We start from the raw sequence: 22,096 nt of genomic DNA, 5'->3' as shown, positions 1-22,096 counted from the left end.
GCCTCCGACGGGCACGGACGACCGGGCGATGCGACACGGCGGGGTACCCGTGCCGGGCTGCGGAGTGCGTCGGGTAGTCTTGGCCCCGCACTCGTCCGGGTGGCGGAATGGCAGACGCGCTAGCTTGAGGTGCTAGTGCCCTTTATCGGGCGTGGGGGTTCAAGTCCCCCCTCGGACACCGCACCGCTCCGGTGTTCCTGCAGGTCAGGAACCCGGGGCGTCTCCGTGTTCGGGCCTGGGATGCCCCAGTGACGGGCCGCTGCCCGGTCCGCCGTCGAGCAGTGCGGCACCTGGGTCCGCGCACTCCGCGGACCGCACCACCGGGAACCGACGGTCGACAGGTGGGACCGTGAGCGCGCCCGTGCCCGCCCGCAGCAGTGGGACCGCGACGAGCGGGACGACGGGACGCTCCCGGACCGACGTGTCGGACGCCGACGTGGCGTGGAGCCCGGACCGGAGGCGGACCGCCGACACGGGCAGCCAGTTCGACCGAGGCGGCCGGGAACGGGCGCCTGCGCGCGCTCACCCGTCGGACGATCGGCTCGCCGCTGATCCCCGGTAACCTGGGGATCCGGTCAGCGGGTCACAGGAGGACGACACCTCATGCCCTTCGCGCCGCGCCGCCGTCGCCCGCCGGCTGACGTGCCGGACGAGCAGCAGCGGACCGACCGGGAGTCCTCCCGGCGCACGTCGCGGCCGGTGGCCGACGACCCGCTCGCGCGGTACGGCGATCCGTGGCCAGGACCTCCGCCGTCCGACCCGTGGGCTGCGCCCCCTCCTCGGTCCCGACCGTGGCCGCCGCCACCGCCGCCCGGTCCGGGGACCACGCCTCCGCACCAGCGCCGTCGGCCGGGCACCCGGCCGGCAGCGGACGAGGTCCCACCCCGGGAGGACCCGAAGCGCGAACGGCGTCGTCGCCTGCGCCGCCGCACCGCCCGCATCCTGGTGATCGCCTTCCTGCTCCAGGCGCTGGTCCTGGTGTCACTGCGCTGGATCGACCCGCCGACGACGGCGTTCATGCTGGCCAACGACCAGGGCGCCGTCCAGCAGTCGGTGCCGGTCGAGCACGTGTCGCGCAACTTCCTCGCCGCCGTCATCGCGCACGAGGACCAGCCGCTCCCCTACCGCGACGGTGCCTTCACCTGGGACGAGCTGTCCGGCCGCGCCGAAGCGCACCTGCGCGGGGAGGAGGACCCGTCCGGGTCGACGATCCCGCAACAGGTGGCCAAGAACCTCTTCCTGAACCAGGAGATGAGCGCCTGGCGCAAGGCCGTCGAGGCCGGCCTGTCGATGGAGCTGGCGCTGGTCCTCGACGACCGCCGCATGCTCGAGCTGTACGTCAACCACGCCCAGCTCGGTCCGCAGGTCTACGGCATCTGCTCGGCCAGCTGGTACTACTTCGACACCCCTCCGTCCACGCTGTCCGTCGATCAGGCCGTCCAGCTGGTCGGGCTCCTGCCGTCTCCGGGACACGTCCAGCGAGCGCCCGGCGGCGGGCTCGACTTCGACGTGGACGACGGCCTCGGCTGGCTGTCGCGCTCGCACGTCGTCAACGCGCAGAACCGGGTGCCGCGGCACATCGCCGAGAAGGGCTTCCAGCCGGTCGAGGACGCCGGCGTCGAGGGGCTCGCCCAGGACCAGCCGGACACCGACGACGACTGCTCGCAGATGCCCGAAGACGTCGCCGAGCTCATCGCCGCGGAAGGCAGTCGGTAAGACCCCGTCCCGGCAACGGTCCCTCCCCCGCCGTGGCGTGGACCGCCACCTCGTCGATCCACGCTGCCCGCCGTCGTCCGGATCCCGTGCGCCGCCCGGCCGTGTCGGAGCTCGCCCGCGGGCCGGCACGCGCGACGCCGTACCGCTGGTCCGGCCCGGCGGGCACCGCCTCACCGCACGGCAGCTGCCGTCCGGTGAGGCCGGCTTCCCCGGAGGAGCGACGTCCAGCCCATCCAGGCTCGGCGCTCCCTCCGGCCGGACGAGGACGGAGGTCGCCGGCCCGGAGCAGCGCAACCGCACTCCCCGGCCGGCGTGCGCAGGCACGGAGCGTCTCACTGCGGGACCCTCGGACCGTCCGTGCCCGACGTGCCGGAAGGACTGCCCTGTGGGCGGCCGAGGAGGCGGCAACCGAGCGATCCGCGTGGTCGCCGCCCGTCTGCCAGTGCGCTCTGGCCCATCCCGGTCATGGGCGTCCTGCTGGCGGTCGGTTGCGGCATCGGGCGTGGTGGCAGCTGCCGTACGCGGGTCCAGCGCCGGTGTCGGTCGGGGCGGACGTCGTCGCCGAGCCCCACGGCGTCGCCGCGGGGCGGGCTCATCCTCGCCGGCCGGACTGGTGGACGTCCGGGACACCGTCGGCGTCCACGTCCCGCGTCTCGGCCTCGGCGATGCGCCGGTAGCGGCGGTCGCGCAGCCGGAGCAGCACGGTGGCCAGCAGCGCCGCGAGCAGGGTGCCGGCCAGCACGCCCACCTTGACGTGCTCGTCGCGGAGCGTGTCGGCGCCGAAGGCCAGCTCGCCGATCAGCAGCGAGACGGTGAACCCGATGCCGGCCAGCAGCGACAGCCCGACGACGTCGGGCCAGCCGAGGTCGCGGTCGAGCTCGGCGCGGGTGAACCGGGCGACCAGCCAGGTGGCCCCGGTGATGCCGACCACCTTGCCGACGACCAGGCCGACGACGATGCCGACCGCGACGCTGTCGGTGAGCGCCGCGCCCAGCCCGGACAGCCCGCCGACGGTGACCCCGGCGGAGAAGAACGCGAACACCGGCACGGCGACGCCGGCCGAGAGCGGGCGGAACCGGTGCTCGAAGTGCTCGGCCAACCCGGGGCCGGCGTCCGGTCCGCCGGCGGCCTGGCTGCGCACCACCGGCACGGTGAACGCCAGCAGCACGCCGGCGACGGTGGCGTGCACCCCGGACTCGTGCACCAGCACCCAGGTCACGACGGCCAGCGGCAACAGCAGCCACCACGAGCGGATCCGCTTCTGCACCAGGACTCCGAAGACGGTCAGCGGGATCAGGGCCAGCAGCAGCGGCGCGACCGCCAGCGCGGAGGTGTAGAAGATCGCGATGATCGTGATCGCCAGCAGGTCGTCGACGACGGCGAGGGTGAGCAGGAAGGTGCGCAGCGCCGCGGGCAGGTGCGTGCTGATCACGGCGAGGACGGCGAGCGCGAAGGCGATGTCGGTGGCGGTCGGGATCGCCCACCCGGCCAGCGCCCCGCCGCCGGCGCCGGCGTTGATCGCCCAGTACAGCAGCGCCGGCACGGCCATGCCGCCGAGCGCGGCGGCGACCGGCAGCGCGGCCCGGCGCGGGTCGCGCAGGTCGCCGGCGACGAACTCGCGCTTGAGCTCCAGCCCGGCGACGAAGAAGAAGACCGCCAGCAGCCCGTCGGCGGCCCAGGTGCCCAACGTGAGGTCCAGGTGCAGGGCGGCCGGGCCGACCCGGGTGTCGCGCAGCGTCTCGTAGGCCGCCGACCAGGGGCTGTTGGCCCAGGCCAGAGCGAGGACGGCGCCGCTGATGAGCAGGATGCCGCCGACGGTCTCCTTGCGCAGGATGCCGGCGATGCGGCGGGTCTCGGGCCACGAGCCGCGGTCGAACAGCCGGAACGAGGTGGGGGCAGGGGCGGACACGAGATCAACTCCGGAGAGGCGGTGGGGTCGGCGGCGAGCTCGCCGACCGGACTTCCCGGCACACCTGCCCTCGGAGGTACCGGGCCAGGCCGTCCGGGCCTGGGTCGGCTCGGCCGGTCAGGGCCCGGCGGGCGCAGCGGTGGCATCCCGCCACCGCCGGCACCCGGCGGTGAGCCGGAGCGCGGGGACCCGACCGGTCCGGGCCCTCACGGGGCGGTGTCCCGGTCGCCGCTCAGGTACTGCTCGGGAGCGTCGTCGTCGCCGGTTCGCAGCCACCGGGCCACTCCCGCCGGATCCCGGCGCGTCATCTCCTCGAGCAGGACGGTGCGCACCAGGAGGCTCCGGGCCCGGCGGTCCGGGTCCGCGGCCGTCCGGACGAGTTCGCCGGTCGACCGCCATTCCCGCACCAGCACCGAGGTCGGCAGGGCACGCAGGAGCCGCTGCAGCTCCTCGACGTCCACCTCCGCCTCGTCGTCCCGGCCGGCGGAGCCGAGGGACCGGGTGATCCAGGCCTCGGCCAGGAGGCAGCTCAGGAACAGCAGGACGAGCCCGGCGACCGTTCCGGCGTCGCCCAGCTGCGCCAGGCCGGCGAGGCACGGCACGACGAGGGATGCTCCCGCTCCGGCGAGGACCGCTCTGCGCTTGGCCGACGGGGCCTTCGGAAAGGCCGGGTCCATGAGGCCGACCAGGCCGGCCACGAGGAGCCCGAAGGCCGGCGTCACCGCCAGGACGACGTAGGCAGGTGCGCTCAGCGCCCCGACGAGGGCGCAGCAGACCGCTCCCACGAGGAGCACGCCGCGGCAGATCCGGAGGGTCGGGGGCCACAGGGAGCGGGGGAGCCGGCGCGCGGCGCCGCTCCCCGCGCGCGGGACCGAGGACACGCCGGCGCCTGCGGTCACAGCCGGCCGCGGGACGCCCCCGGGGGCATCCGTCGGCGGGCGGCCAGCCGGTTGTGGACGACCAGCACGATCACCGCCCCGATCACCGAGCCGACGAGCCCGGCGGGACCGAAGCCGCGGTCGCGCAGCCCGCCGGTGAGGAGGCCGAGCAGCAGTCCGCCGACGACCGACCCGGCGACCCCCAGCAGGATCGTGGCCGGCCATCCCATCGAGTCCCTGCCGGGCACGATGGCGCGGGCGAGCAGCCCGGCGACCAGCCCGACGACGAGCAACCAGAGCAGTGAGAACACGCCTACCTCCGGTGAGGACGGGGAGTCGGTGAGGCGCTCCGCCGGGCCCCGGCAGGCGGTCGGCGGGCTCGCCCGACCCGGCCGGTTGCCGCCTGCGCGCGCCTGGTGAGGTCGAGCAGGACCTCGTCGACCGCTGGTGAGGTGTCCGTGAGGACCACGTCGGCCGTGAGGACCGGGGTCAGGGCGCGCTGATCGGTCCGGGAGACACCGTGCAGGTCAACCACGATCGGTTGCCCTACCTGCTCGCGCACGTGGTCGAGCACCGCCGCCAGGAGGGCGTGACCGTGGCCCTCCAGGGCGCCGACGACGGACACCACCGGAGGCCGCGGGTCGGTGTCGACGTACACGGTCAGGTCGCCCTCACGTCCGACACCGTCGCCGGTGGGCGGATCGGCGGGCTCGACCTGCGCTGCGAGCGCCGCGTCGCCGGGCGCGGGAGCGTCGGGGATCGGGTACAGGGCAGGTCGGGAGCGCATGGCCAGGAGGCTAGGAACCGGTCCCCTTCGCCGGCAGCGCCCGCCTGCGGACGAGTTGGGACCCGCCGATTGCCGGGTCCCGGCAATCGGCGGGTCAGTCGGCGACGAGCGGGCGACGCGGCCAGTCGAGCAGCCGGGCCCCGGTCACGGCGACGTGCAGGGCGAGCCGGTGCTCCGCGTCACCTGCTGTGTGGCCGGTGAGCTCCGCGACCCGCTGCAACCGGTAGGTGACGGCACGGACGCTCAGGTGCAGTCGGCGCGCCGCCTCGGCCGTGTTGCCGCCGCTGGCGAACCAGGCCTCCACCGTGCGGAGCAGCGGCTCCGCTCCGCCCCGCGCGGTCGCCAGCGGGCCCAGGACAGCCTCGACGAGGTCGGCCATCGCGGCCTCGTCGCGGACGAGGACCCGGTAGACGAGCAGGTCACGGGCGTGGGCGACCCGCTGCGGGAGGGACAAGCGCTCGGCCAGGTCGATGGCCTCCAGCGCCTCGCGGTACGAGCGCCGGACCCCTCCCGGGCCCGGGTGGACGCGGCCGACCCCGACCCGCCACTCGGAGCGGCGGGTCAGCCGGGCCGCGGCCCGACCGACCAGCTCCGCCAGGTCGTACCAGTCCGGCCCCGGAGGGTGGCCACCGGCCCTCGGGGGGAGCGAGAACACGCACACGAGCTGCCCGTCCTTCGCGGCGGTGAGCAGCCCGCGGTCCCCGAAGCGGGAGCGGACGTCGTCGGTCAACCCGCCGGTCAGCTGCATCCCCGAGTCGACCGGCCGGTCGGTGGCCGCGACCGCGACGAAGTGTGGAGCGGTCAGAGTGAGCCCGAACGGTCCGGCACGCTCCACCAGTGATCCGACGTCGGCGTGACCGCTGAGGAGGTCCTCGACGAACTCCCGCCGGAACGCCTCCTCGCGCCGCACCACCTGGCGCTGGGCCTCGACGTACCCAGCGGCCAGTGCTGCCAGAGCGGTGTCCGCGGCCCGCCACACCGCCTCGCCGATGCTGATCAACTCAGGAGGCCGCAGCGGTCTGCGCCGGACCTCCGCCACCAGGTCCGGGAGACGGGGCCACAGGCGCCGGGAGGCCGTCATGTAGATGTCCACGAGGGCCGGCAGCGCCAGACCGGTGGCCGCTGCCTCTCCACCGAGGCGTCGGCACGCCGCCTCCTCGTCCCGGCTCAGCCGACGACCGGTGCACGCCACCGCCCAGAGAGCGGTCAGGTAGCCGTCCAGGAGCGCGGCCGGCATCCCGTGCTCGCCGGCCGACGCGGCGGCGACCTGCGCCACCACGGCGTCCACGGCCCGGGGGTCGGGTCCCGTCCCACCGGAGGCGGTCGTGGTCACGGCCATCAACTCCGGCGGTCGGGGTCGGCTGAGGAACCGCCGACCAGACTTCCCGGCACACCTGGACGAGATGGTACGAAGCCCGGCCACCTCAGCGCGAGACCGCGGCCGACGACCTGGCACGACCACCGGTCATCCGCTCCGCGCTCCGGCGGTCTCGTCCGGGTCGCAGCTCCCCGCGGACCGTTGGGTGACCACGCGCGCAGCCGGGGCAGGCCCGAGCGGCGGGGAGAGTTCGCCGCGCATGACCAACCGCCGACCGCGGCGGCATCCTGCCGGGCAGGCCCCGCTCGTCGTCCCGCTTCCCGTTCCGGCCGGGGTGGACACCACTGCGCACGGGCTGACCGTCGTCCTCGGCGCCTTCGCCACCCACTCCGACCAGCGCGTACACACTGCCACGGCCGACGTCCAGGTCGCCCGAGATCGTCGTCCTCGACGGCGCGTGATCTCGATGTTCCGACCACGGCCGACCACGACCCTGCCGCTGGACCGAGCCCGACCACTTCGCCCCGTCCCGCAACGCGTCTGCCCACCTGGGCTTCGCGTTCGGACCGCACTGGGGCGTCGGCGATCACGTCGCCCCGCTGAGAGCCGAGGCATCGCTCACCGCCCCGGCCGCGCGGGTCGAGACACTGGAACTCGCCGGCCGGACCGTGCGCGACCACGACAACACGCTCGCGCTTGCTTCGGCCCGCGTTCGGCCGGCCCAACGGCACGAGCCTGCGGCTGTCGTCGGACCGGCACTGGGTCCGCGAGTCCGAGCGTGCCGAGCGTCGGACAGCGAGTCCGAGCGTGCCGAGCGTCGGACAGCGCGCACTGACGGCATCTGGTGTCGGGAGCAGGTGCACCCACGTGTGGCTGCACCGCCGTCGGCCTGACAGACGATCTCGTCCGTGCGCCGCGCCGCGTTCCGACGATGACCACGAAGCCGCGCACACCGCGCTCCACTCCCCCGGTGGGAGACGCCGGTGGGACGGCTCGCACTTCGCGGTGCCCGAGCCCCCCTCGGACACAGCACCGCCCCGGTGTTCCGGCAGGTCGAGAGCCCGGGGCGCGTCAGGTTCGGGTCTCCGGGGCCCTCGTGGTGCCCGTTCGACACCCATCGCCCGGTCTCAGCCCTCCAGCAGGGTGGTGAAGCGGTCAGTGGCCTGCCGGCCCATGCCGGGGTGCACGTGCCGGTGGACGGTGAGCGTGACGGTGGCGCTGGCGTGCTCCAGCCGCTCCCGGCCCAGCCGCGCCGGTGACCCCCGGACGGCGGGCAGCGCCTGCGGTCGGCCGGCCCTCGACCGCAGCTCGGGGAGCGCCGGCTCTAGGGTGCCGGCGCGGGTACCGAACTCCCGCGCGGCCGAATAGCGTTCCGGCTGCACGCCGACGACGTCGTGCCGCACCCCTCGACCCCGGGGAGCTGGTTCCGGTGCCGGCAGAGACGGCCGTCGTACGGGTCCTCGTGCTCGACGAGCAGGAGGTGGTCCGCCGCGGCGTGATCCAGGTGCTCGAGGGCGACGCCGGGTTCGCCGTCGTCGCCGAGGCGGCCTCGGTCGACCAGGCGGTGGTCCGCGGCCGGGCCGTGCGCCCGGACGTGGCCGTGATGGGGATGCGCCTGCCCGACGGCACCGGGGCGGAGGCCTGCACCCGGCTGCGCGCGGACGTCCCCGGGGTGCGGTGCCTGGTGCTCAGCCAGTACGCCGACCCGGAGACGGTGGCAGCAGCCGTGCGGGCGGGGGTGTCGGGATACCTGGTCAAGCACGTGCGGGGTCCGGCCCTGCGGGCGGCCGTGCGCCGGGTGGCGGCGGGCGGCACCGTGTTCGCCCCCGAGGTCACCGCGGTGCTCGACGCCGACGGCGGCGCCGGGCGGCCGGATCCGCTGGCCGACCTCACCGAGCGGGAGCGTGCCGTGCTGCAGCTGATCGGGGACGGGCTCACCAACCGCCAGATCGGCAACCGGCTGGGTCTGGCGGAGAAGACGGTGAAGAACTACGTCAGCAACCTGCTGCCCAAACTGGGCCTGCAACGCCGCACCCAGGTCGCCGTCCTGGTCACCCGGCTGCGCGCCCACCGGGCCGACGGGATCCTGCCGTCCCCCGACGACACGACTCCCTCGCGCATCACACCGAGCGGGTAGTGCCCGACCGGCGGCCCACCCCGGACAGCGGGGCGACGAGCCCGCCGAGCCGTCCGTGCAGGAGCGGACCGGTGGGTCTGTCGTGCCGCGTCCGGGCTCGTCGCCCGGTCCTCTCGGAGGGGAACGGGATCACCCGTTCCTCAGGTGGGCCGTGGTAGACGATGTCGCGTTCCCCCCGTAGGCGAGGTGATAGAGCAGGGTGTCGCTGAGCAGGTCGACGGCGGCGCGCAGTCCGGCTGTGCTGTCGGCGGTGGCGACGAAGGCGACCAGCGCGCGGTCGACGCCCTCGAGGACGTCGTGGATGGCGTGGTGTTCCTGCTCGAGCCGGTCGATGACCGGGGTCAGCCGTGGGTCGGCGTCCAGCAGGTGCGGGGACACGGACCGGTCTTCGAAGGTGTGGTGCCCCAGCGGGCACCGTCAGGAGCCCGACGTGGGAGTCGCCACCGGGGCACGACTGACCTGCCCCGAGTGCAGCGTCGTGCTCGATCTCCCGGCAGCCGAGGACCTCGCCCTCGACAGCGCCGGCGCCTGCACCACCTGCCAGGGGACCGGGTTCGTCCGCGAGATCGACGCCGCCGCCCTCGTCCCGGACGAGAGGTCCGGAACAGCTCCCGTCGGACCGGGCGTCCACACCTCCGGCAGCGCCGCCCGCGACGAGGGCACCGGCCGGCCCGTCTCCGCCCAGCGCCTGGAGGACCCGCACGATCTGGGGACCGGAGCGGCGGGAGAACCGGTCGGGGCGCGGATGCGCGCCGTCGGTGCCGCCCACCACGCGCGGGTCCCGGACGGTGACGCTCCGGCCGACGGTGCGCGGATCCGCAACCGCTCCGGCCGCCCGTAGTCTGGTGGGCGTGGCAGGTTTCGCGCGCTGGCGGCGCTGGGTGCCCGCCCCGCGGACGGACCCCGATCCCCTCCCCACCGCCACTCCGGCCTCCGCCACCGACGTCCTGTACGCGGTCCCCCTGCCCGGCCGGGGCCCCGACCCGGACCGCGTCGACCTGCTCGCCGTGCTGCTGCGCGAGCACCAGGACGTGCTGACGGCCGAGCGGCTCGCGGCCGGCGCCGAGGCCCAGACGTTCTGGCTGCAGCACCTCGACGAGGCGGACGTCCTGCTGGTCCACCTCCGCGCCTGCGACCCGTGGACCGTGGCGCGCCGGCTGGCGCAGCCCACCGACGAGGTGACGGCACGGGTGCACGCCCGCATCACCGCCGCCCTCGGCACGGATCCGTGGGATCCCGGGGACGCCCTCCCCGTGGAGGTGCGCCGGTTCTCCGCCGCCGGCACCGCGGACGGGTTCCCGGAGGTCATGGCCTTCGCCACCGTGCTGCTGCCCGGGGTCTCCGCCGGCATCGCCGAGCGCCGCCTGACGATCGACCGGTTCGACGACGTCCGCCACGAGCTCACCGGCTCCCGGCGGGAGGTGCACCTCGTGCAACGCACCCGGATCGGCGAGCTCTACCTCATCTACGTGCGCGGCGAGGTGGCCCGGCTCCTGGAGACCATCCGCACCTCCGACCACCCGCTGCTGCAGGCCGAGCGGGACATGAGCGTCTTCCTCTACGGCATCGACCTCACGCAGCACTCCATGCCGATCCCCTCGCCCCTGCACGCGTGGACCGCACCGGTGCCGCAGGCGCTCCCCCGCTCCTGACCCGACGCACACCGGGGCGCCGTCCGGCCACGGACGGCGCCCCGGCGCGACGGGTCAGTCCCTGCTGAGGGCCAGGGCCTGCTCCTCCTCGGGGTCCCGAGGAGCGGGTACGGAAGCCGGCACCGGGAGCGGGTCGACGTCGTGCCGCAGGGTCGGCAGCCAGCGCAGCCACCGGGGCAGGTACCAGTTCGCGTCCCCGAGCAGCCGCATGACCGCCGGCAGCAGGACCGCGCGGACGACGGTGGCGTCCAGCAGCACCGCGATGGCCAGCCCGAGCCCGATCTGCTTCATGCTGGTCAGCGACAGCGTCACGAAGGTGAGGAAGACGAACACCATGATCACCGCGGCGCTGGTGACCACTCCCGCGGACCTCGTGATGCCCTGGGTGATCGCCTCCCGGGTGTCCGCGCCGCGGTCGTAGCCCTCCCGGACCCGGCTGAGGATGAACACGTGGTAGTCCATCGACAGCCCGAAGAGGATGACGAAGAGGAACAGCGGGATCCAGTTCACGATCCCCCCGGTCCGGTCGAGCCCGATGAGGCCGGCGCCCCAGCCCTCCTCGAACACCAGCACCAGCGCGCCGTAGGCGGCGGCCACGCTGAGCAGGTTGAGCACGATCGCCGTCAGGGCCACGACGACCGACCGGAACGACACCAGCAGCAGCACGAAGGCCAGCAGCAGCACGAACCCGAAGACCCACGGGGTGCGCTCGGCCATGAGCTGGTCGAAGGCCACCGAGTACGCGGTGTTGCCGGAGACGACCACGGTGACGTCGTCGAGCGCGCCGACCGTCGCCGGGACGACGTCCTCGGTCAGGGTGGCGAGGGCGTCGCGGGAGGCCTGTTCCTCGCCGTCGCCGACCAGCGGCACGCTGACGACCGCCACCGTGCCGGCCTCGTTGGTCTCCACCCCGACCGGCTCGTTCATCCGCCCGGTGGCCAGCGCCCGTTCCCGGAGGTCGGCGATCGCCCCCTGCACCTCGGGAGCGGTGACGTCGGCCGCCTCGATGACGACCTCGGCCGGCGCGGGGCCGCCGGGGAAGGCCGCGGTGATCCGGTCGTAGGTCTGCATGACCGCGAGGTCCCGCGGCAGGTCCTCGATGCCCTCGCTGCGCAGGTCCATCGACAACGCCGGCACGGCGAGGGCGACCAGCGCCGCCCCGGCGGTCACCACGGCGACCAGCGGCCGGCGCAGCACCGCCCCGAGCACCAGCGGCCAGAACCGGCCGGGGCCGGCCTCGCGGCGGCGGAGGAACGGCAGGCGCCCCTTCTCCACCCGGTCGCCCAGCCAGCTCATCAGCGCCGGGAGCACGGTCAGCGAGCCGACCACGGACGTGGCGACGACCAGGATCGTGGCCGAGGCCATGCCGGTGAAGACCGAGAAGCCGGTGAGGAACATGCCGGCCATCGCCACCACCACCGTGATGCCGGAGACCAGCACCGACCGTCCGGAGGTGGCCGCGGCGACGTCGAGGGCGTCGACCGACCCGAGACCCCGCGCGCGTTCCTCGCGTTCGCGCTTGAGGTAGAAGAGCGAGTAGTCCACGCCGACGGCCAGCCCGATGAGCAGCATGACGATCTGTGCGCTCTGGTCGACGTGCCAGATCTGGCTGGTCAGGCTGAGCAGCCCGAGCGCCCCGACGAACGCCGTGAGCGCGAAGACCAGCGGGAGGACCGCGGCCACCAGGGCGCCGAAGGTCAGCAGCAGCACGGCCAGCGTGATCGGGATCGACAGCAGCTCCGCGCGCTGGAAGTCGCCGGCGATGGTCTCGTCGAGCGCCACCCCCGCGCTGGTGCCCCCGAACTGCTCCACCCGGACGTCGTCGTGCTCGGCGGCAACCGCGGCGACCGCGCCCTGGATGGGACCGATCCTCGCGTCGGCGTCCTCGGGGTCGCCCGCGACGTCGAAGGTCACCAGGGCGGACCGGCCGTCGGCGGACACGAGTGGCGCGCCGTCCAGCGGGCTGTGCACGCTCTCCACCGACGGCGTGTGCTGGAGGACCGCGACCAGGTCGGTCAGCGCGGCGGTCGCGGCGGCCTCGGACACGCCGTCCTCCCGCTGCACCAGGACCATCTCCGACGCCGGCTCCTCCCAGCCGTTGTCGTCGAGGATCCGCTGCGCCTGCGCGGGCGCCCCCAGCAGCTCCTCCGCAGGAGTCAGTTCCCCCCGCGGCAGCAGGCCGCCGAGGACCACGGCCAGGACCACGAAGGCCAGCCAGCCGAGCACCGCCGTCTTCCGGTGCCGGGCGCTCCACCGCCCCATCCGGCCGGCGAGGTTGCGCGATACGTCCACTGTCGTCTCCCGGTGATCGAGTTCGACGACAGACCCTGCCGATCCGCGGCCCGGCGCGCGTCGCCCCCGCGGTTGATCACGAAGGGCGTCGCCCTGCCTCCGGAGGTGTACGACCAGCGGGTGACGGCGGTCGGATCGCGTCCTACCCGCCCTGCGAGCCGGCCCTCACCAGGCCGCTCTCGTAGGCGACCACGACGGCCTGTGCGCGGCTGGACAGGTGCAGCTTGGCCATGACGCGGCCGAGGTGGGTCTTGACCGTGGCCTCGCTGACGAACAGCTCGGCGGCGATCTCCTGGTTGCTGCGGCCGGTCCCCACCAGCCGCAGCACGTCGACCTCGCGCTCGGTGAGCTCCCGCAGCTGCCCCCCGGTCGGCCGCGCGGCGGGAGCCGGCTGCCGGGCGAACTCGGCGATCAACTTGCGGGTGATCCCCGGCGAGAGCAGGGCCTCCCCGCGCGCGATGACCCGGACCGCGTCCAGCAGCTCGGCCGGCCGGGTGTCCTTGAGCAGGAACCCGGCGGCGCCGGCGCGCAGCGCCGCGAACACGTAGTCGTCCAGGTCGAAGGTCGTCAGCATCATGATCCGGGGCGGCTCGCCGTCGGCGGCCGGCCAGTTGCCGAGGATGGTCCGGGTGGCCTCGATGCCGTCCATGACAGGCATCCGCACGTCCATCAGGACGACGTCGGGCCGGTGCCGCTGCGCCAGCTCCACCGCCTGCTGCCCGTTCCCGCCCTCGGCGACGACCTCGATGCCGTCGTTGCGCAGCAGCGCGCTGAAGCCGGCGCGCACGAGTTCCTGGTCGTCGACGACGAGCACCCGGATGGTCACGAACCGCTCCCGGAGGTGGTCGCGCTCTCCGCCTCCAGGGGCAGCCGGGCGCGGATCCGGAAGCCCCCGCGGGGCTCGGGCCCCGCGTGCAGCTCGCCGCCGACGGACGTGGCGCGCTCCCGCAGGCCGATCAGCCCGTAGCCACCGCCGGGGGTCCGGCTCCTCCGCCCACCGACCGGGCCGCGTCCGTCGTCGCTGACGTCGATGACCAGGTCGGTGCCCTGCCAGTCGAGGACGACCCGGATCTCCGCCGGGCCCGCGTGCTTGGCGGCGTTGGTCAGCCCCTCCTGCAGGATGCGATAAGCGGCGAGGTCCAGCTGCGGCGACAACGACCGGGCCGTCCCGGTCACCGTCAGCGTCACCACCAGCCCGGTCGCCCGCGCACCGGCGAGGAGCTCCTCGAGCCGGTCCAGACCCGGCTGCGGTGCGCGGTCGGCCGGGGTGGGCACGGTGCCGCCGGACCCCGCCACCGGTCCGTCGTCGACACGGAGGACGCCCAGCAGCTGCCGCATCTCGGTGAGCGTGCGGCGGCTGCTGTCCTCGATGACACCGAGCGCCTTGCGGGCCGTCTCCGGGTCCCGGTCCATCACGTGCCGGCCGACCCCGGCCTGGACGGCGATGACGCTCATGCTGTGCGCCATCACGTCGTGCAGCTCCCGGGCGATGCGCAGCCGCTCCTGGGCCACCGCCTCGCGACCGTGGGCCTCGCGGTTCAGCTCCGCCTCCCTGGCCCGCTCCGCCAGCGCGTCGGCCTGCAGCCGGCGGGTCCGCGCGGCGTCGCCCAGCGACCAGGCCGCGCCGGCCAGCAGCGCGTCCTGGAGCGCCGAGCCCCAGGTGTACTCCGCGCTCCACTGCAGGTACACGACGAGCATCGGCAGGGCCGCGAACAGCACCGCGGGCACGGACAGCCGCCGGGGACACTGCGCTGCCACGCCGTAGAGGGCGACCAGCACCGCGTACCCGGACAGGGAGGGCGGGTAGCCCAGCGCGACGAAGCCGACCATCGCCGAGGACGTGAGGACCAGGACGGTCCACGGCACCCACCGACGGGCCAGGACGGGCAGCGTGGCCGCCGCCCCCAGGACCCAGGCGAGTGCGTCGATCGGCCGCTCCCCCACCGCGGCCGTCGGCGCGCCGAGCAGCCGGCCGGCGTGCAGGACGGCCAGGGCGGCGGTGAGGACCCCGTCCACCGCCCAGGGCAGCGCCCGGCGCACACGATCGGGACGTCCTCCGGGCACCCGGCCACTGTAGGAACGCCGGCGGGCGCTCTGCCTGCCCCGCCGGGAGGAGATCGGCGTACGCCGCGGGTCTGACCCGTCGCGGTTCACCGGCTGCCCGCGCAGGTGTCCGGGCCGGCGGAGGAGCGAGGGCTACGACCGCCGGGGCAGTCCGAGCGCCCGGCTGCTCCCGTCGGTGACCCCGAGGACCCGACCGCTGGGCGATGCCCCGTCGTCGGCACCGCTCCTAGCGTTCCCGGCCGTTGACGGACGAGCGACGAGCGGGAGGAGCGCTGCGATGGCGGTCATCGAGGTGCGCGGGCTGACGAAGCGGTACGGCGAGCTGACGGCGGTGGAGGACCTCACGTTCACCGCCGAGGCCGGGCGGGTCCTCGGCTTCCTCGGCCCCAACGGCGCGGGGAAGACCACCACGCTGCGCATGCTGATGGGCCTGGTCACGCCGACGTCGGGCCGGGCCACGGTCGACGGTGTGGCCGTCCGTGACCTGCCCGAGCCGGTGCGCGCGGTGGGTGCGGTGCTCTCGACGGGGGCCTTCCACCCGCGCCGCACCGGCCGGGGACACCTGCGCGTGCTCGCCGCGATGGCCTCCCTCCCCGCCGAGCGGGTCGACGAGGTCCTGGAGCTGGTCGGACTGACCGACGCCGCCGACCGGCGGGCGAGCGGCTACAGCCTCGGCATGCAGCAGCGCCTCGGTCTGGCCGCGGCCCTGCTCGGCGACCCCCGCGTCCTCGTCCTGGACGAACCGGCCAACGGCCTGGATCCCGACGGCATCCGCTGGCTGCGCGGCTTCCTGCGCCACCTCGCCGCGGAGGGACGCACCGTGCTGGTCTCCAGCCACGTGCTCGCCGAAGTGGAGTCCACCGTCGACGACATCGTCGTCATCCGCTCCGGCCGCCTGGTCGCCCAGGGACCGCTGGCCGACCTGGTGCGGGCTCCGGAGACGGTCGTGACCGTCCGGACACCGCAGGCCGGCCGGCTCGTCCCCCTCCTCGCGACCGCGGGGGCGATGGCCACCTCGCCGGCCGAGGACCGGATCGAGGTCCGCGGTCTCTCCCAGGAGGCGGTGGCCGAGGCAGCGGCCGCAGCCGGGATCCCGCTGTACGCGCTGGGGTCGTCGACGGCGTCCCTCGAGGACCTCTTCTTCTCCCTCGTGTCCGAGCACGGCACCACCCGGACCGGAGACCCCCGATGACCGCTCTCCTGCGCGCCGAGCAGATCCGGCTGCGCACCGTCCCCGCACCGCTGATCGCGGTCGCCGTGGTCCTGACGCTGACCGGCCTGCTGGTCGGCCTCGCCTTCGGGACGGCCCCGCACGACGTGGCCGAGGACCTCGCCGAGGCCGTCCGGATCCCCGGCGTCCTGGCCGCGGTCACCGTGCTCGTGCTCGGCATCCTGGGCGGCTCCAGCGACCACCAGCACCGGACGGCGGAGTCGACCTTCCTCGTCCGCCCGCGGCGCCTCGACGTCTTCGCCGCCCGGCAGGTGACCTACGCGGCCTTCGCCGCCGTCACCGGCGCCCTCACCGGGGTGCTGTCCTGGGTCCTCGCCTCCGCGATCGGCGACGCCCGCGGCCTGCCGGCCGGACCGACCGCCGACGCGGTGGGGCTGGTCGCCACCCCCGCGCTCGCCGCCCCCCTCGCCGCCGTCCTGGGCGTGAGCGTCGGCTACGCGGCCCGGTCGACCGTCGCCGGGATCGTCGGGCTCATGGTCTGGGCGGTGGTCGGCGAGAACCTCGCCGGCCTCCTCGTCCCGTCCACCTACCTGCCGATGGGCGCCGTCAACGCGACCGTGGGCCTGGCCGGCAGCGGGGACCCGGTCCACGGCGCGATCGCCCTGGCCGCCTACGCGGTGATCGCCACCGTCGTCGCCGGCCGGTTCGTCCTCCCCCGGGACATCCCCTGACCGGCGGGCGCGCCGACGCAGCGACCTCCCCCGGGTCCGCCGTCCGGCGCGCCGGCCCGGAGGACGCCCCGGCGCTGCCGGCACGGCTGGCACTGCTGGCACTGCAGCTCCGCCGGGACCGTCAGTCGCCGTGCATGCTCCTCGAACCGGGAGAACGCGAGGAGTCCCCGGGGCCCCTGGCCGAACGGCTCGCCGGCCACACCGCCGGAGGTTCCTTCGACCTCGGGGCCGCCGTCGGCTCGGACCTCGGGGGCTGACTCCCGTCGACGTCCTCCCTCCCGGCGCGCCGTCCGGCTCCACCCGGCGGGCGGGTCCCACGTCGAGGGACTGCGCCGCCGCGCCCTGGACCGCGGTGGGCAGGCGGTCGACGAGTACTACCGGTCGACGAGTACTACATCGCCCGCCTGCTCGTGAGCTGGTCCCGTCGCCCGCCCGTCCCACGCCCCGCGGGCCTCCCGGCAGGAGCGGGGAGCCACGACCCGCGCGGTGAGCAGGACGAGGTCGAGGACCGGGGCGCCGGCCGGGATGGCGGCGCTGGTGCGGCGCAGGCGCAGGACGTACCGGGCCGCAGGAGCACGACGTTCACCGGTCCCGTCCGTCCGGGAACCCCACGGATGAGGTCCCCTGGGCAGCGGCGGACGCGCGGGGCGGACGGCGCATCAGCCAGGTGCGCGGACCCCCGTCGGGGAGGTCGACGGCGTCGACCACCGCGAAGCCGAGGCGGCGGTAGAAGCGCACGTTGGGCTCCGCGCTGGTCTCCAGGTGCACCGCCAGTCCCTCGTGGTCGGCCCACGCGAGTCCCGGGGCCAGGGTCGCGGCACCGAGGCCCCGCCCCTGCCGACGCCGCGCGACGCCGAGGCTGGCGAGGGCCACGTGCGGCTCGTCGAGGCGGCGTCCGGCGAGCACCGCCTCGGCCTCGGCCGCGGCCGCTGCCCGGTCCCCCGCCAGCTCGGTGGTCGCCCGACCGACCCGTGCCCACACGTCCGCGGGTACCGCGGTGCCGCGGATCCAGACCGCGACGCTCACGAGCCCGTCCACCGTCTCGCCGAGGTCGACCCGGCCGAAGGGCACCGCGACGGCGGAGAGATCGAGGCGGAACAGCGTCCTCAGCCGCCCGCCGTGGTCGTCGGCGTCGACCGTCCACCGGGTCCAGGGGTAGTCGGTGAACGCGTCGGCGAGCACCGCCGCGGCGGCCGGGACGTCCTCGGGTGTCGCCGGGCGCACGTGCACGGTCATCCGTTCCTCTCTCGGCGAGCGGGGCCCGTCCGGTCCTCCGGTCCTGCCGTGCGCGCGGTCCGCGGCCGACGCGACGGCACCGACGTCGTCAGCAGCCGGTCCGTCGGCGAGCCGCTGGACCGGCAGCTGGTCGCGCCTGCCGATCACCCGCGACCAGGGGTGCCGCGCCCCAGCCGGGCGGGGCGTCGGGGTGGTGGGCGTGCTCATCGGGTGCTCCTCCGGTCAGCGGGCCCGGACGGTGAACGGGACGGTGATGACGTCCCCGTCGGCGAGGCGGAACTGCGCCCACAGCCGGTAGACCCCGGCGGTGGGGAACTCGGCGTGCACGTCGAGCTCCGGACCGAACGTCTGGCCCGGCAGCGCGAACACCGGCCGGCCGTTCCCGTCGTCCACCTCCGCGTGCTCGTGGGCGAAGGTCTGCCCGTCGGCGCGCATGACCACGACGTGCCCGGCGGCGGCCAGGTAGGGCTGCAGGTCGTCGACCGGCCGGCCGGTCCCCGCGTCGGTGAACGTGAAGTGCAGGTCGCTCACGCCCCCGGCCTCGGCGGTCCCTCCCAGCTCGACCCGCACGCCGTCGACGACGACCGTCCGCGGCCCGGACGTCAGGGCCACCGGCTCCGGCGCGGTACCGGCCACGGTGAGCACCTGCCGCGAGTGCACGTCGGCCATCTCGCCCTGCCGCCGGAACTCGGTGTCGACGACGTACCGGCCGGCGGTGGGGAACGTGACGTCGACGGCGAGCTGCCCGGGCCGGCCGGTGGGCTGCGGGTGGACGTGGGCGAAGGTGCCCAGGTCCTCGCGGGTGGCGATGAGGTGCATCCACGCCTCGTGGCTGCGGGTGAGGTCCTCGACGGGTTCCCCGGTGCCCGTGTCGACGACGGTGGCCACCAGCCGGGCCGGCTCCCCCGGGCGGACGGCGGCGGGCAGGTCGAGCCGGACGTCGAGCCGGGCGTCGGCGGCCTCGGTCGGCGGCACCTCGGCGGTCATCATCTCGCTCATCGCCGGCCGCATCGGCATGCCGGTGCCCTGCATCCAGGCGAGCGTCCCGTTCATGCCGCGCTCGGCGAAGTCCATCCGGGACACCGCGGTCAGCCCCGCGCCCAGGGCCAGCGCGACGACCGCGATGCCGGTCAGGTAGGCGTACTGGCCGATCCGGGCACGCAGCGGCGGGCGCAGGATCTCCGCGACGGTGGCCGGGCGGCGGAAGCGGCGCAGCCGCAGCGCGTTGGTCACGACGCTGACCGAGCTCATCGCCATCGCGGCGGAGGCCAGCACCGGGTCCAGCAGCAGGCCGTTCCACCAGTACAGGGCGCCGGCGGCGACCGGGATCAGCAGCAGGTTGTAGCCGAACGCCCAGCCGAGTCCCTGCTTCATCGTGGTCACGGTGCGCCGGGACAGCGCGATCGCCGAGACGATGCCGCGCAGGTCGCCGCCGACGAGGGTGACGTCGGAGGCGGCGATCGCGACGTCGGCGCCGGTCCCGATGGCGATGCCCACGTCGGCGGCCGACAGGGCCGCGGCGTCGTTGATGCCGTCGCCGGCCATCGCCACGACGTGGCCCTGCTCCTGCAGCCGGCGCACCTGCGCCGCCTTGTCCGCCGGCAGCACCTCCGCCAGCACGTGCTCGATGCCGACCTGCCCGGCGATCGCGGCCGCGGTGGCGGCGTTGTCACCGGTGAGCATCCACACCTGGACGCCGAGCGCCTGCAGCTGGGCGACCGCCTCGGCCGACTCGGGCCTGACCGTGTCGGCGACCGTGAGCACCGCGGCCGCGGCCCCGTCGACCGCGGCGAACATGGGCGTGCGGCCGGCGGCGGCCTCGCGGGCGGCGGTGGCCTGCAGCGCGGAGACGTCGGTCCCGCGGGCGGCCATGAGGGCGGCGTTGCCCACCAGGACGTGCCGGTCGTCGACGACGGCGTCGATGCCGTGGCCGGGCACGGCGTCGAAGGAGCGCAGCGCCGGCAGGACCAGCCCGCGGTCGGCGGCGGCCAGGACCGCCTCGCCGACCGGGTGCTCGCTGCCGGTCTCCGCGGCGGCCACCAGCGCCAGGACGTCGTCCTCGGCCCACCCGCCGGTGGTGGTGACGCCGGTGAGGGCCGGCCTGCCGCGCGTGATCGTGCCGGTCTTGTCCAGCACGACGGCGGTGACCCGGCGGGCGGTCTCCAGCGCGTCCCCGTTGCCGATCAGGATGCCGAGCTCCGCGGCCCGGCCGGTGCCGACCATGACCGCGGTCGGCGTGGCCAGGCCCAGCGCGCACGGGCAGGCGATGATCAGCACCGCGATCGTCGTGGTGATCGCCATCGTCAGCCGGCCGCTGTCCGGGCCGAACAGCGCCCAGGCGAGGAAGGTGGCCGCGGCCAGGCCGAGCACGATCGGGACGAACCAGGCCGAGACCCGGTCCGCCAGCCGCTGCAGCGGGACCTTCGCGCCCTGCGCGTCCTCCACCAGGCGGACGATCTGCGCCAGCGCGGTGTCGGCACCGACCGCGGTGGCCCGGACGACGACGGTGCCGGTCCGGTTGAGCGTGGCGCCGATCAGCTGGTCGCCGACCGTCTTGTCCACCGGCAGGCTCTCGCCGGTCAGCATGCTCTCGTCGACCGCGGTGGCGCCCTCAGTCACGACGCCGTCGACGGGGACCTTCTCGCCGGGCCGGACCCGCACGAGGTCCCCGACGGCGACCTGCTCGACCGGGACGTCGACCTCGGCGCCGTCGCGCAGCACGCGGGCCGTCCTCGGCGCGAGGCCGACCAGGGCGGTGATCGCCGCGGCGGTCTGCTTCTTCGCCCGGGCCTCCATCCACCGGCCCGCCAGGACCAGGGCGAGGATCACCAGGGACGTCTCGAAGTAGACGTGCAGCGGCAGGCCCCAGCGCTCGGCGGCGGCCGGCCACAGGGTGACGAAGGCGCTGTAGCCGTAGGCGACGCCGGTCCCGAGGGCGACGAGGGTGTTCATGTTCGTCGAGCGGTGGCGGGCGGCGGCCCAGGCGGCGCGGTAGACGTCCCGGCCGGCCCAGAACTGCACGACGGTGGCGACCACGAGGACGGCCGGCATCAGCCAGTCCATCGTGTCCAGGTACAGCGGCACGTACATCAGCACCATCAGGCCCAGGCCGGTGGCGAGGGTGATCTGCCACCGGCGCCTGAGCGCGGTCAGCCGCGTCTCGTCGTCGCCACCTCCGGCCGCCGTCCCGGGACCGGTGCCGGTGTCCTGGTCGGCGGGCGGGGTCTCGCGGCGGGGGGTGGCGGTGTAGCCGGCGCGGGCGACCGCGGCGGTCAGCTCCTCGAGTCCGACCCGTGCCGGGTCGAAGCGGACGGTGGCGACCTCGGTGGCCAGGTTCACCTCCGCGGCCGCCACGCCGTCGACCCGGTTCAGCGCCTTCTCGACCCGGCCGACACAGGAGGCGCAGGTCATGCCGCCGATGTCGAGGGTGCAGCTGGCGCTCGGTCCGGCGGCGGCGGTCGGCGCGGCACTGCCAGGCGCGGTGGTGGTCATCCCGGACTCCTGGGGTCGATCGGGTCGTCGGCTACGGCCGACTGTCGGCGGTGGCGCGCAGGCTCGGACCGGTGGATTCGCCGGGTTCTCCGACCCGGCGGATCCCCGGACCAGCGGGTTCAACGGCCGGGGACCAGCGCGCCGTACACGGCAGGCGTCCAGGCGGCGAGGATCTTGGGCCGGAGGGTGGCGCCGAGGCGGCGGTAGAACCGCTGGGCGTCGACGTTGTCGACCTCCGTGCCCCACCGGATGAGCAGCTGCTCGGGTGCGGCCAGGGTGGCGAGTGCAGCCATCAGCCGCCGGCCGACGCCGGTGTCGCGGTGTCCGGGCCGGACGTAGAGGTCGTCGAGGTCGAGCACGTCACCGCCCGTCCACAGGTGCAGCCGCCGGATCGCCGAGACGTAGCCGACGGCCGCGCCGTCGCGCTCGGCGAGCAGCACGACCACCTCGGGCCGCTCGAGCAGCCCGTGCCACTGGTCGTCGGGCACGTGCACGGACGCGGCCTGGTCCTCGTGTGCGGCGATCTCGCGGACCATCGCCGCCACCTCGGTGGTGTCGGCCGGGGTGGCCCGGCGGATCACGACCGCGGCGGTGGGGGCGGTCATCGGGGCGTCGGTCATGGCAGCTCCTGGTCGGACGGGCGGTCGGGGGCAGGCGGGGGCGTGAGCGCGGACCGCTCCGGGGCGCCGGCCCGCCCGGCGGCGGGCCGGCGC

Annotated in this window: 18 protein-coding genes and 1 tRNA gene; 7 read left to right on the top strand and 12 right to left on the bottom strand. The window is 75.3% G+C overall.

What is annotated here, in order from left to right; translation table 11 throughout:
* Positions 1-93: 93 nt before the first annotated feature.
* Positions 94-178: transfer RNA gene (locus ACI8AK_RS18980), tRNA-Leu, on the top strand.
* A 767-nt stretch (positions 179-945) separates the two neighbouring features.
* Positions 946-1,716 carry a transglycosylase domain-containing protein gene (locus ACI8AK_RS18975; protein WP_456957526.1) on the top strand — a complete coding sequence of 257 codons (771 nt, stop codon included), beginning with the start codon at positions 946-948 and terminating at the stop codon, positions 1,714-1,716.
* A 592-nt stretch (positions 1,717-2,308) separates the two neighbouring features.
* On the opposite strand, the gene nhaA is transcribed toward ACI8AK_RS18975, so the two are convergent.
* The 5 genes from nhaA to ACI8AK_RS18950 form a co-directional block, all read right to left on the bottom strand.
* Positions 2,309-3,625, bottom strand: a complete 1,317-nt coding sequence (gene nhaA, locus ACI8AK_RS18970; RefSeq protein WP_387989551.1) for a Na+/H+ antiporter NhaA — start codon at positions 3,623-3,625, stop codon at positions 2,309-2,311.
* Between the two features lie 206 nt (positions 3,626-3,831).
* A complete protein-coding gene (locus tag ACI8AK_RS18965) occupies positions 3,832-4,419 on the bottom strand; it encodes a hypothetical protein (RefSeq protein WP_456957524.1) in 588 nt (195 codons plus the stop codon).
* A 101-nt stretch (positions 4,420-4,520) separates the two neighbouring features.
* Positions 4,521-4,814, bottom strand: a complete 294-nt coding sequence (locus tag ACI8AK_RS18960) for a GlsB/YeaQ/YmgE family stress response membrane protein (protein ID WP_387989544.1) — start codon at positions 4,812-4,814, stop codon at positions 4,521-4,523.
* A gap of 570 nt (positions 4,815-5,384) precedes the next feature.
* Entirely contained in the window at positions 5,385-6,578 is a 1,194-nt protein-coding gene (locus tag ACI8AK_RS18955) for a PucR family transcriptional regulator (protein ID WP_456957522.1), read from the bottom strand.
* A gap of 1,157 nt (positions 6,579-7,735) precedes the next feature.
* Positions 7,736-8,011, bottom strand: coding sequence for a hypothetical protein (locus tag ACI8AK_RS18950; protein ID WP_387989536.1), 276 nt, complete (start codon positions 8,009-8,011; stop codon positions 7,736-7,738).
* Positions 8,012-8,037: 26 nt separating this feature from the next.
* Between ACI8AK_RS18950 and ACI8AK_RS18945 the strand changes: the two genes are divergently transcribed.
* Positions 8,038-8,745, top strand: coding sequence for a response regulator (locus tag ACI8AK_RS18945; protein ID WP_456957520.1), 708 nt, complete (start codon positions 8,038-8,040; stop codon positions 8,743-8,745).
* Between the two features lie 129 nt (positions 8,746-8,874).
* Here ACI8AK_RS18945 and ACI8AK_RS18940 read toward each other — a convergent pair whose 3' ends face one another.
* The gene (locus tag ACI8AK_RS18940; RefSeq protein ID WP_456957567.1) at positions 8,875-9,153 is read right to left on the bottom strand and encodes a hemerythrin domain-containing protein; all 279 of its coding nucleotides are present in this window, start codon (positions 9,151-9,153) and stop codon (positions 8,875-8,877) included.
* 22 nt (positions 9,154-9,175) lie between these two features.
* On the opposite strand from ACI8AK_RS18940, the gene ACI8AK_RS18935 reads away from it, so the two are divergent.
* Both ACI8AK_RS18935 and ACI8AK_RS18930 read left to right on the top strand, forming a co-directional pair.
* Entirely contained in the window at positions 9,176-9,586 is a 411-nt protein-coding gene (locus tag ACI8AK_RS18935; RefSeq protein WP_456957519.1) for a hypothetical protein, read from the top strand.
* Between the two features lie 10 nt (positions 9,587-9,596).
* Entirely contained in the window at positions 9,597-10,397 is an 801-nt protein-coding gene (locus ACI8AK_RS18930) for a hypothetical protein (RefSeq protein ID WP_456957517.1), read from the top strand.
* A gap of 54 nt (positions 10,398-10,451) precedes the next feature.
* On the opposite strand, the gene ACI8AK_RS18925 is transcribed toward ACI8AK_RS18930, so the two are convergent.
* The 3 genes from ACI8AK_RS18925 to ACI8AK_RS18915 form a co-directional block, all read right to left on the bottom strand.
* A complete protein-coding gene (locus ACI8AK_RS18925; RefSeq protein WP_456957516.1) occupies positions 10,452-12,689 on the bottom strand; it encodes an MMPL family transporter in 2,238 nt (745 codons plus the stop codon).
* Between the two features lie 142 nt (positions 12,690-12,831).
* Positions 12,832-13,515 carry a response regulator gene (locus tag ACI8AK_RS18920; protein ID WP_456903040.1) on the bottom strand — a complete coding sequence of 228 codons (684 nt, stop codon included), beginning with the start codon at positions 13,513-13,515 and terminating at the stop codon, positions 12,832-12,834.
* Positions 13,512-14,753, bottom strand: coding sequence for a sensor histidine kinase (locus ACI8AK_RS18915; protein ID WP_456957515.1), 1,242 nt, complete (start codon positions 14,751-14,753; stop codon positions 13,512-13,514). The genes ACI8AK_RS18920 and ACI8AK_RS18915 overlap by 4 nt, the downstream gene beginning before the upstream one ends.
* A 277-nt stretch (positions 14,754-15,030) precedes the next feature.
* Here ACI8AK_RS18915 and ACI8AK_RS18910 point away from each other — a divergent pair, with 277 nt between their 5' ends.
* Together ACI8AK_RS18910 and ACI8AK_RS18905 are read left to right on the top strand one after the other, a co-directional pair.
* Positions 15,031-15,945, top strand: coding sequence for an ABC transporter ATP-binding protein (locus ACI8AK_RS18910; RefSeq protein WP_387989521.1), 915 nt, complete (start codon positions 15,031-15,033; stop codon positions 15,943-15,945).
* A complete protein-coding gene (locus ACI8AK_RS18905) occupies positions 15,942-16,655 on the top strand; it encodes a hypothetical protein (RefSeq protein WP_387989519.1) in 714 nt (237 codons plus the stop codon). Before ACI8AK_RS18910 ends, ACI8AK_RS18905 begins: the two co-directional genes overlap by 4 nt.
* 582 nt (positions 16,656-17,237) lie before the next feature.
* On the opposite strand, the gene ACI8AK_RS18900 is transcribed toward ACI8AK_RS18905, so the two are convergent.
* The 3 genes from ACI8AK_RS18900 to ACI8AK_RS18890 all read right to left on the bottom strand — a co-directional run bounded on the left by ACI8AK_RS18900 (position 17,238) and on the right by ACI8AK_RS18890 (position 22,003).
* Entirely contained in the window at positions 17,238-18,098 is an 861-nt protein-coding gene (locus tag ACI8AK_RS18900) for a GNAT family N-acetyltransferase (RefSeq protein ID WP_456957513.1), read from the bottom strand.
* Positions 18,099-18,113: 15 nt separating this feature from the next.
* Entirely contained in the window at positions 18,114-21,383 is a 3,270-nt protein-coding gene (locus ACI8AK_RS18895; RefSeq protein ID WP_456957512.1) for a heavy metal translocating P-type ATPase, read from the bottom strand.
* Between the two features lie 119 nt (positions 21,384-21,502).
* Positions 21,503-22,003 carry an N-acetyltransferase family protein gene (locus ACI8AK_RS18890; RefSeq protein ID WP_456957510.1) on the bottom strand — a complete coding sequence of 167 codons (501 nt, stop codon included), beginning with the start codon at positions 22,001-22,003 and terminating at the stop codon, positions 21,503-21,505.
* Between the last annotated feature and the right edge of the window lie 93 nt (positions 22,004-22,096).

It is taken from the genome of Geodermatophilus sp. SYSU D00867 (genome assembly GCF_054050315.1).
Note: the sequence above shows the minus strand (reverse complement) of the source record. Positions and strands in the feature narration are given on the sequence as shown.

What these genes read in the sequence shown, in the direction of transcription:
- ACI8AK_RS18890 (WP_456957510.1), bottom strand. Translation starts at nt 22,003, where the DNA reads ATGACCGACGCCCCGATGACCGCCCCCACCGCCGCGGTCGTGATCCGC.
- ACI8AK_RS18905 (WP_387989519.1), top strand. Translation starts at nt 15,942, where the DNA reads ATGACCGCTCTCCTGCGCGCCGAGCAGATCCGGCTGCGCACCGTCCCC.
- ACI8AK_RS18900 (WP_456957513.1), bottom strand. Translation starts at nt 18,098, where the DNA reads ATGAGCACGCCCACCACCCCGACGCCCCGCCCGGCTGGGGCGCGGCAC.
- ACI8AK_RS18895 (WP_456957512.1), bottom strand. Translation starts at nt 21,383, where the DNA reads ATGACCACCACCGCGCCTGGCAGTGCCGCGCCGACCGCCGCCGCCGGA.
- ACI8AK_RS18910 (WP_387989521.1), top strand. Translation starts at nt 15,031, where the DNA reads ATGGCGGTCATCGAGGTGCGCGGGCTGACGAAGCGGTACGGCGAGCTG.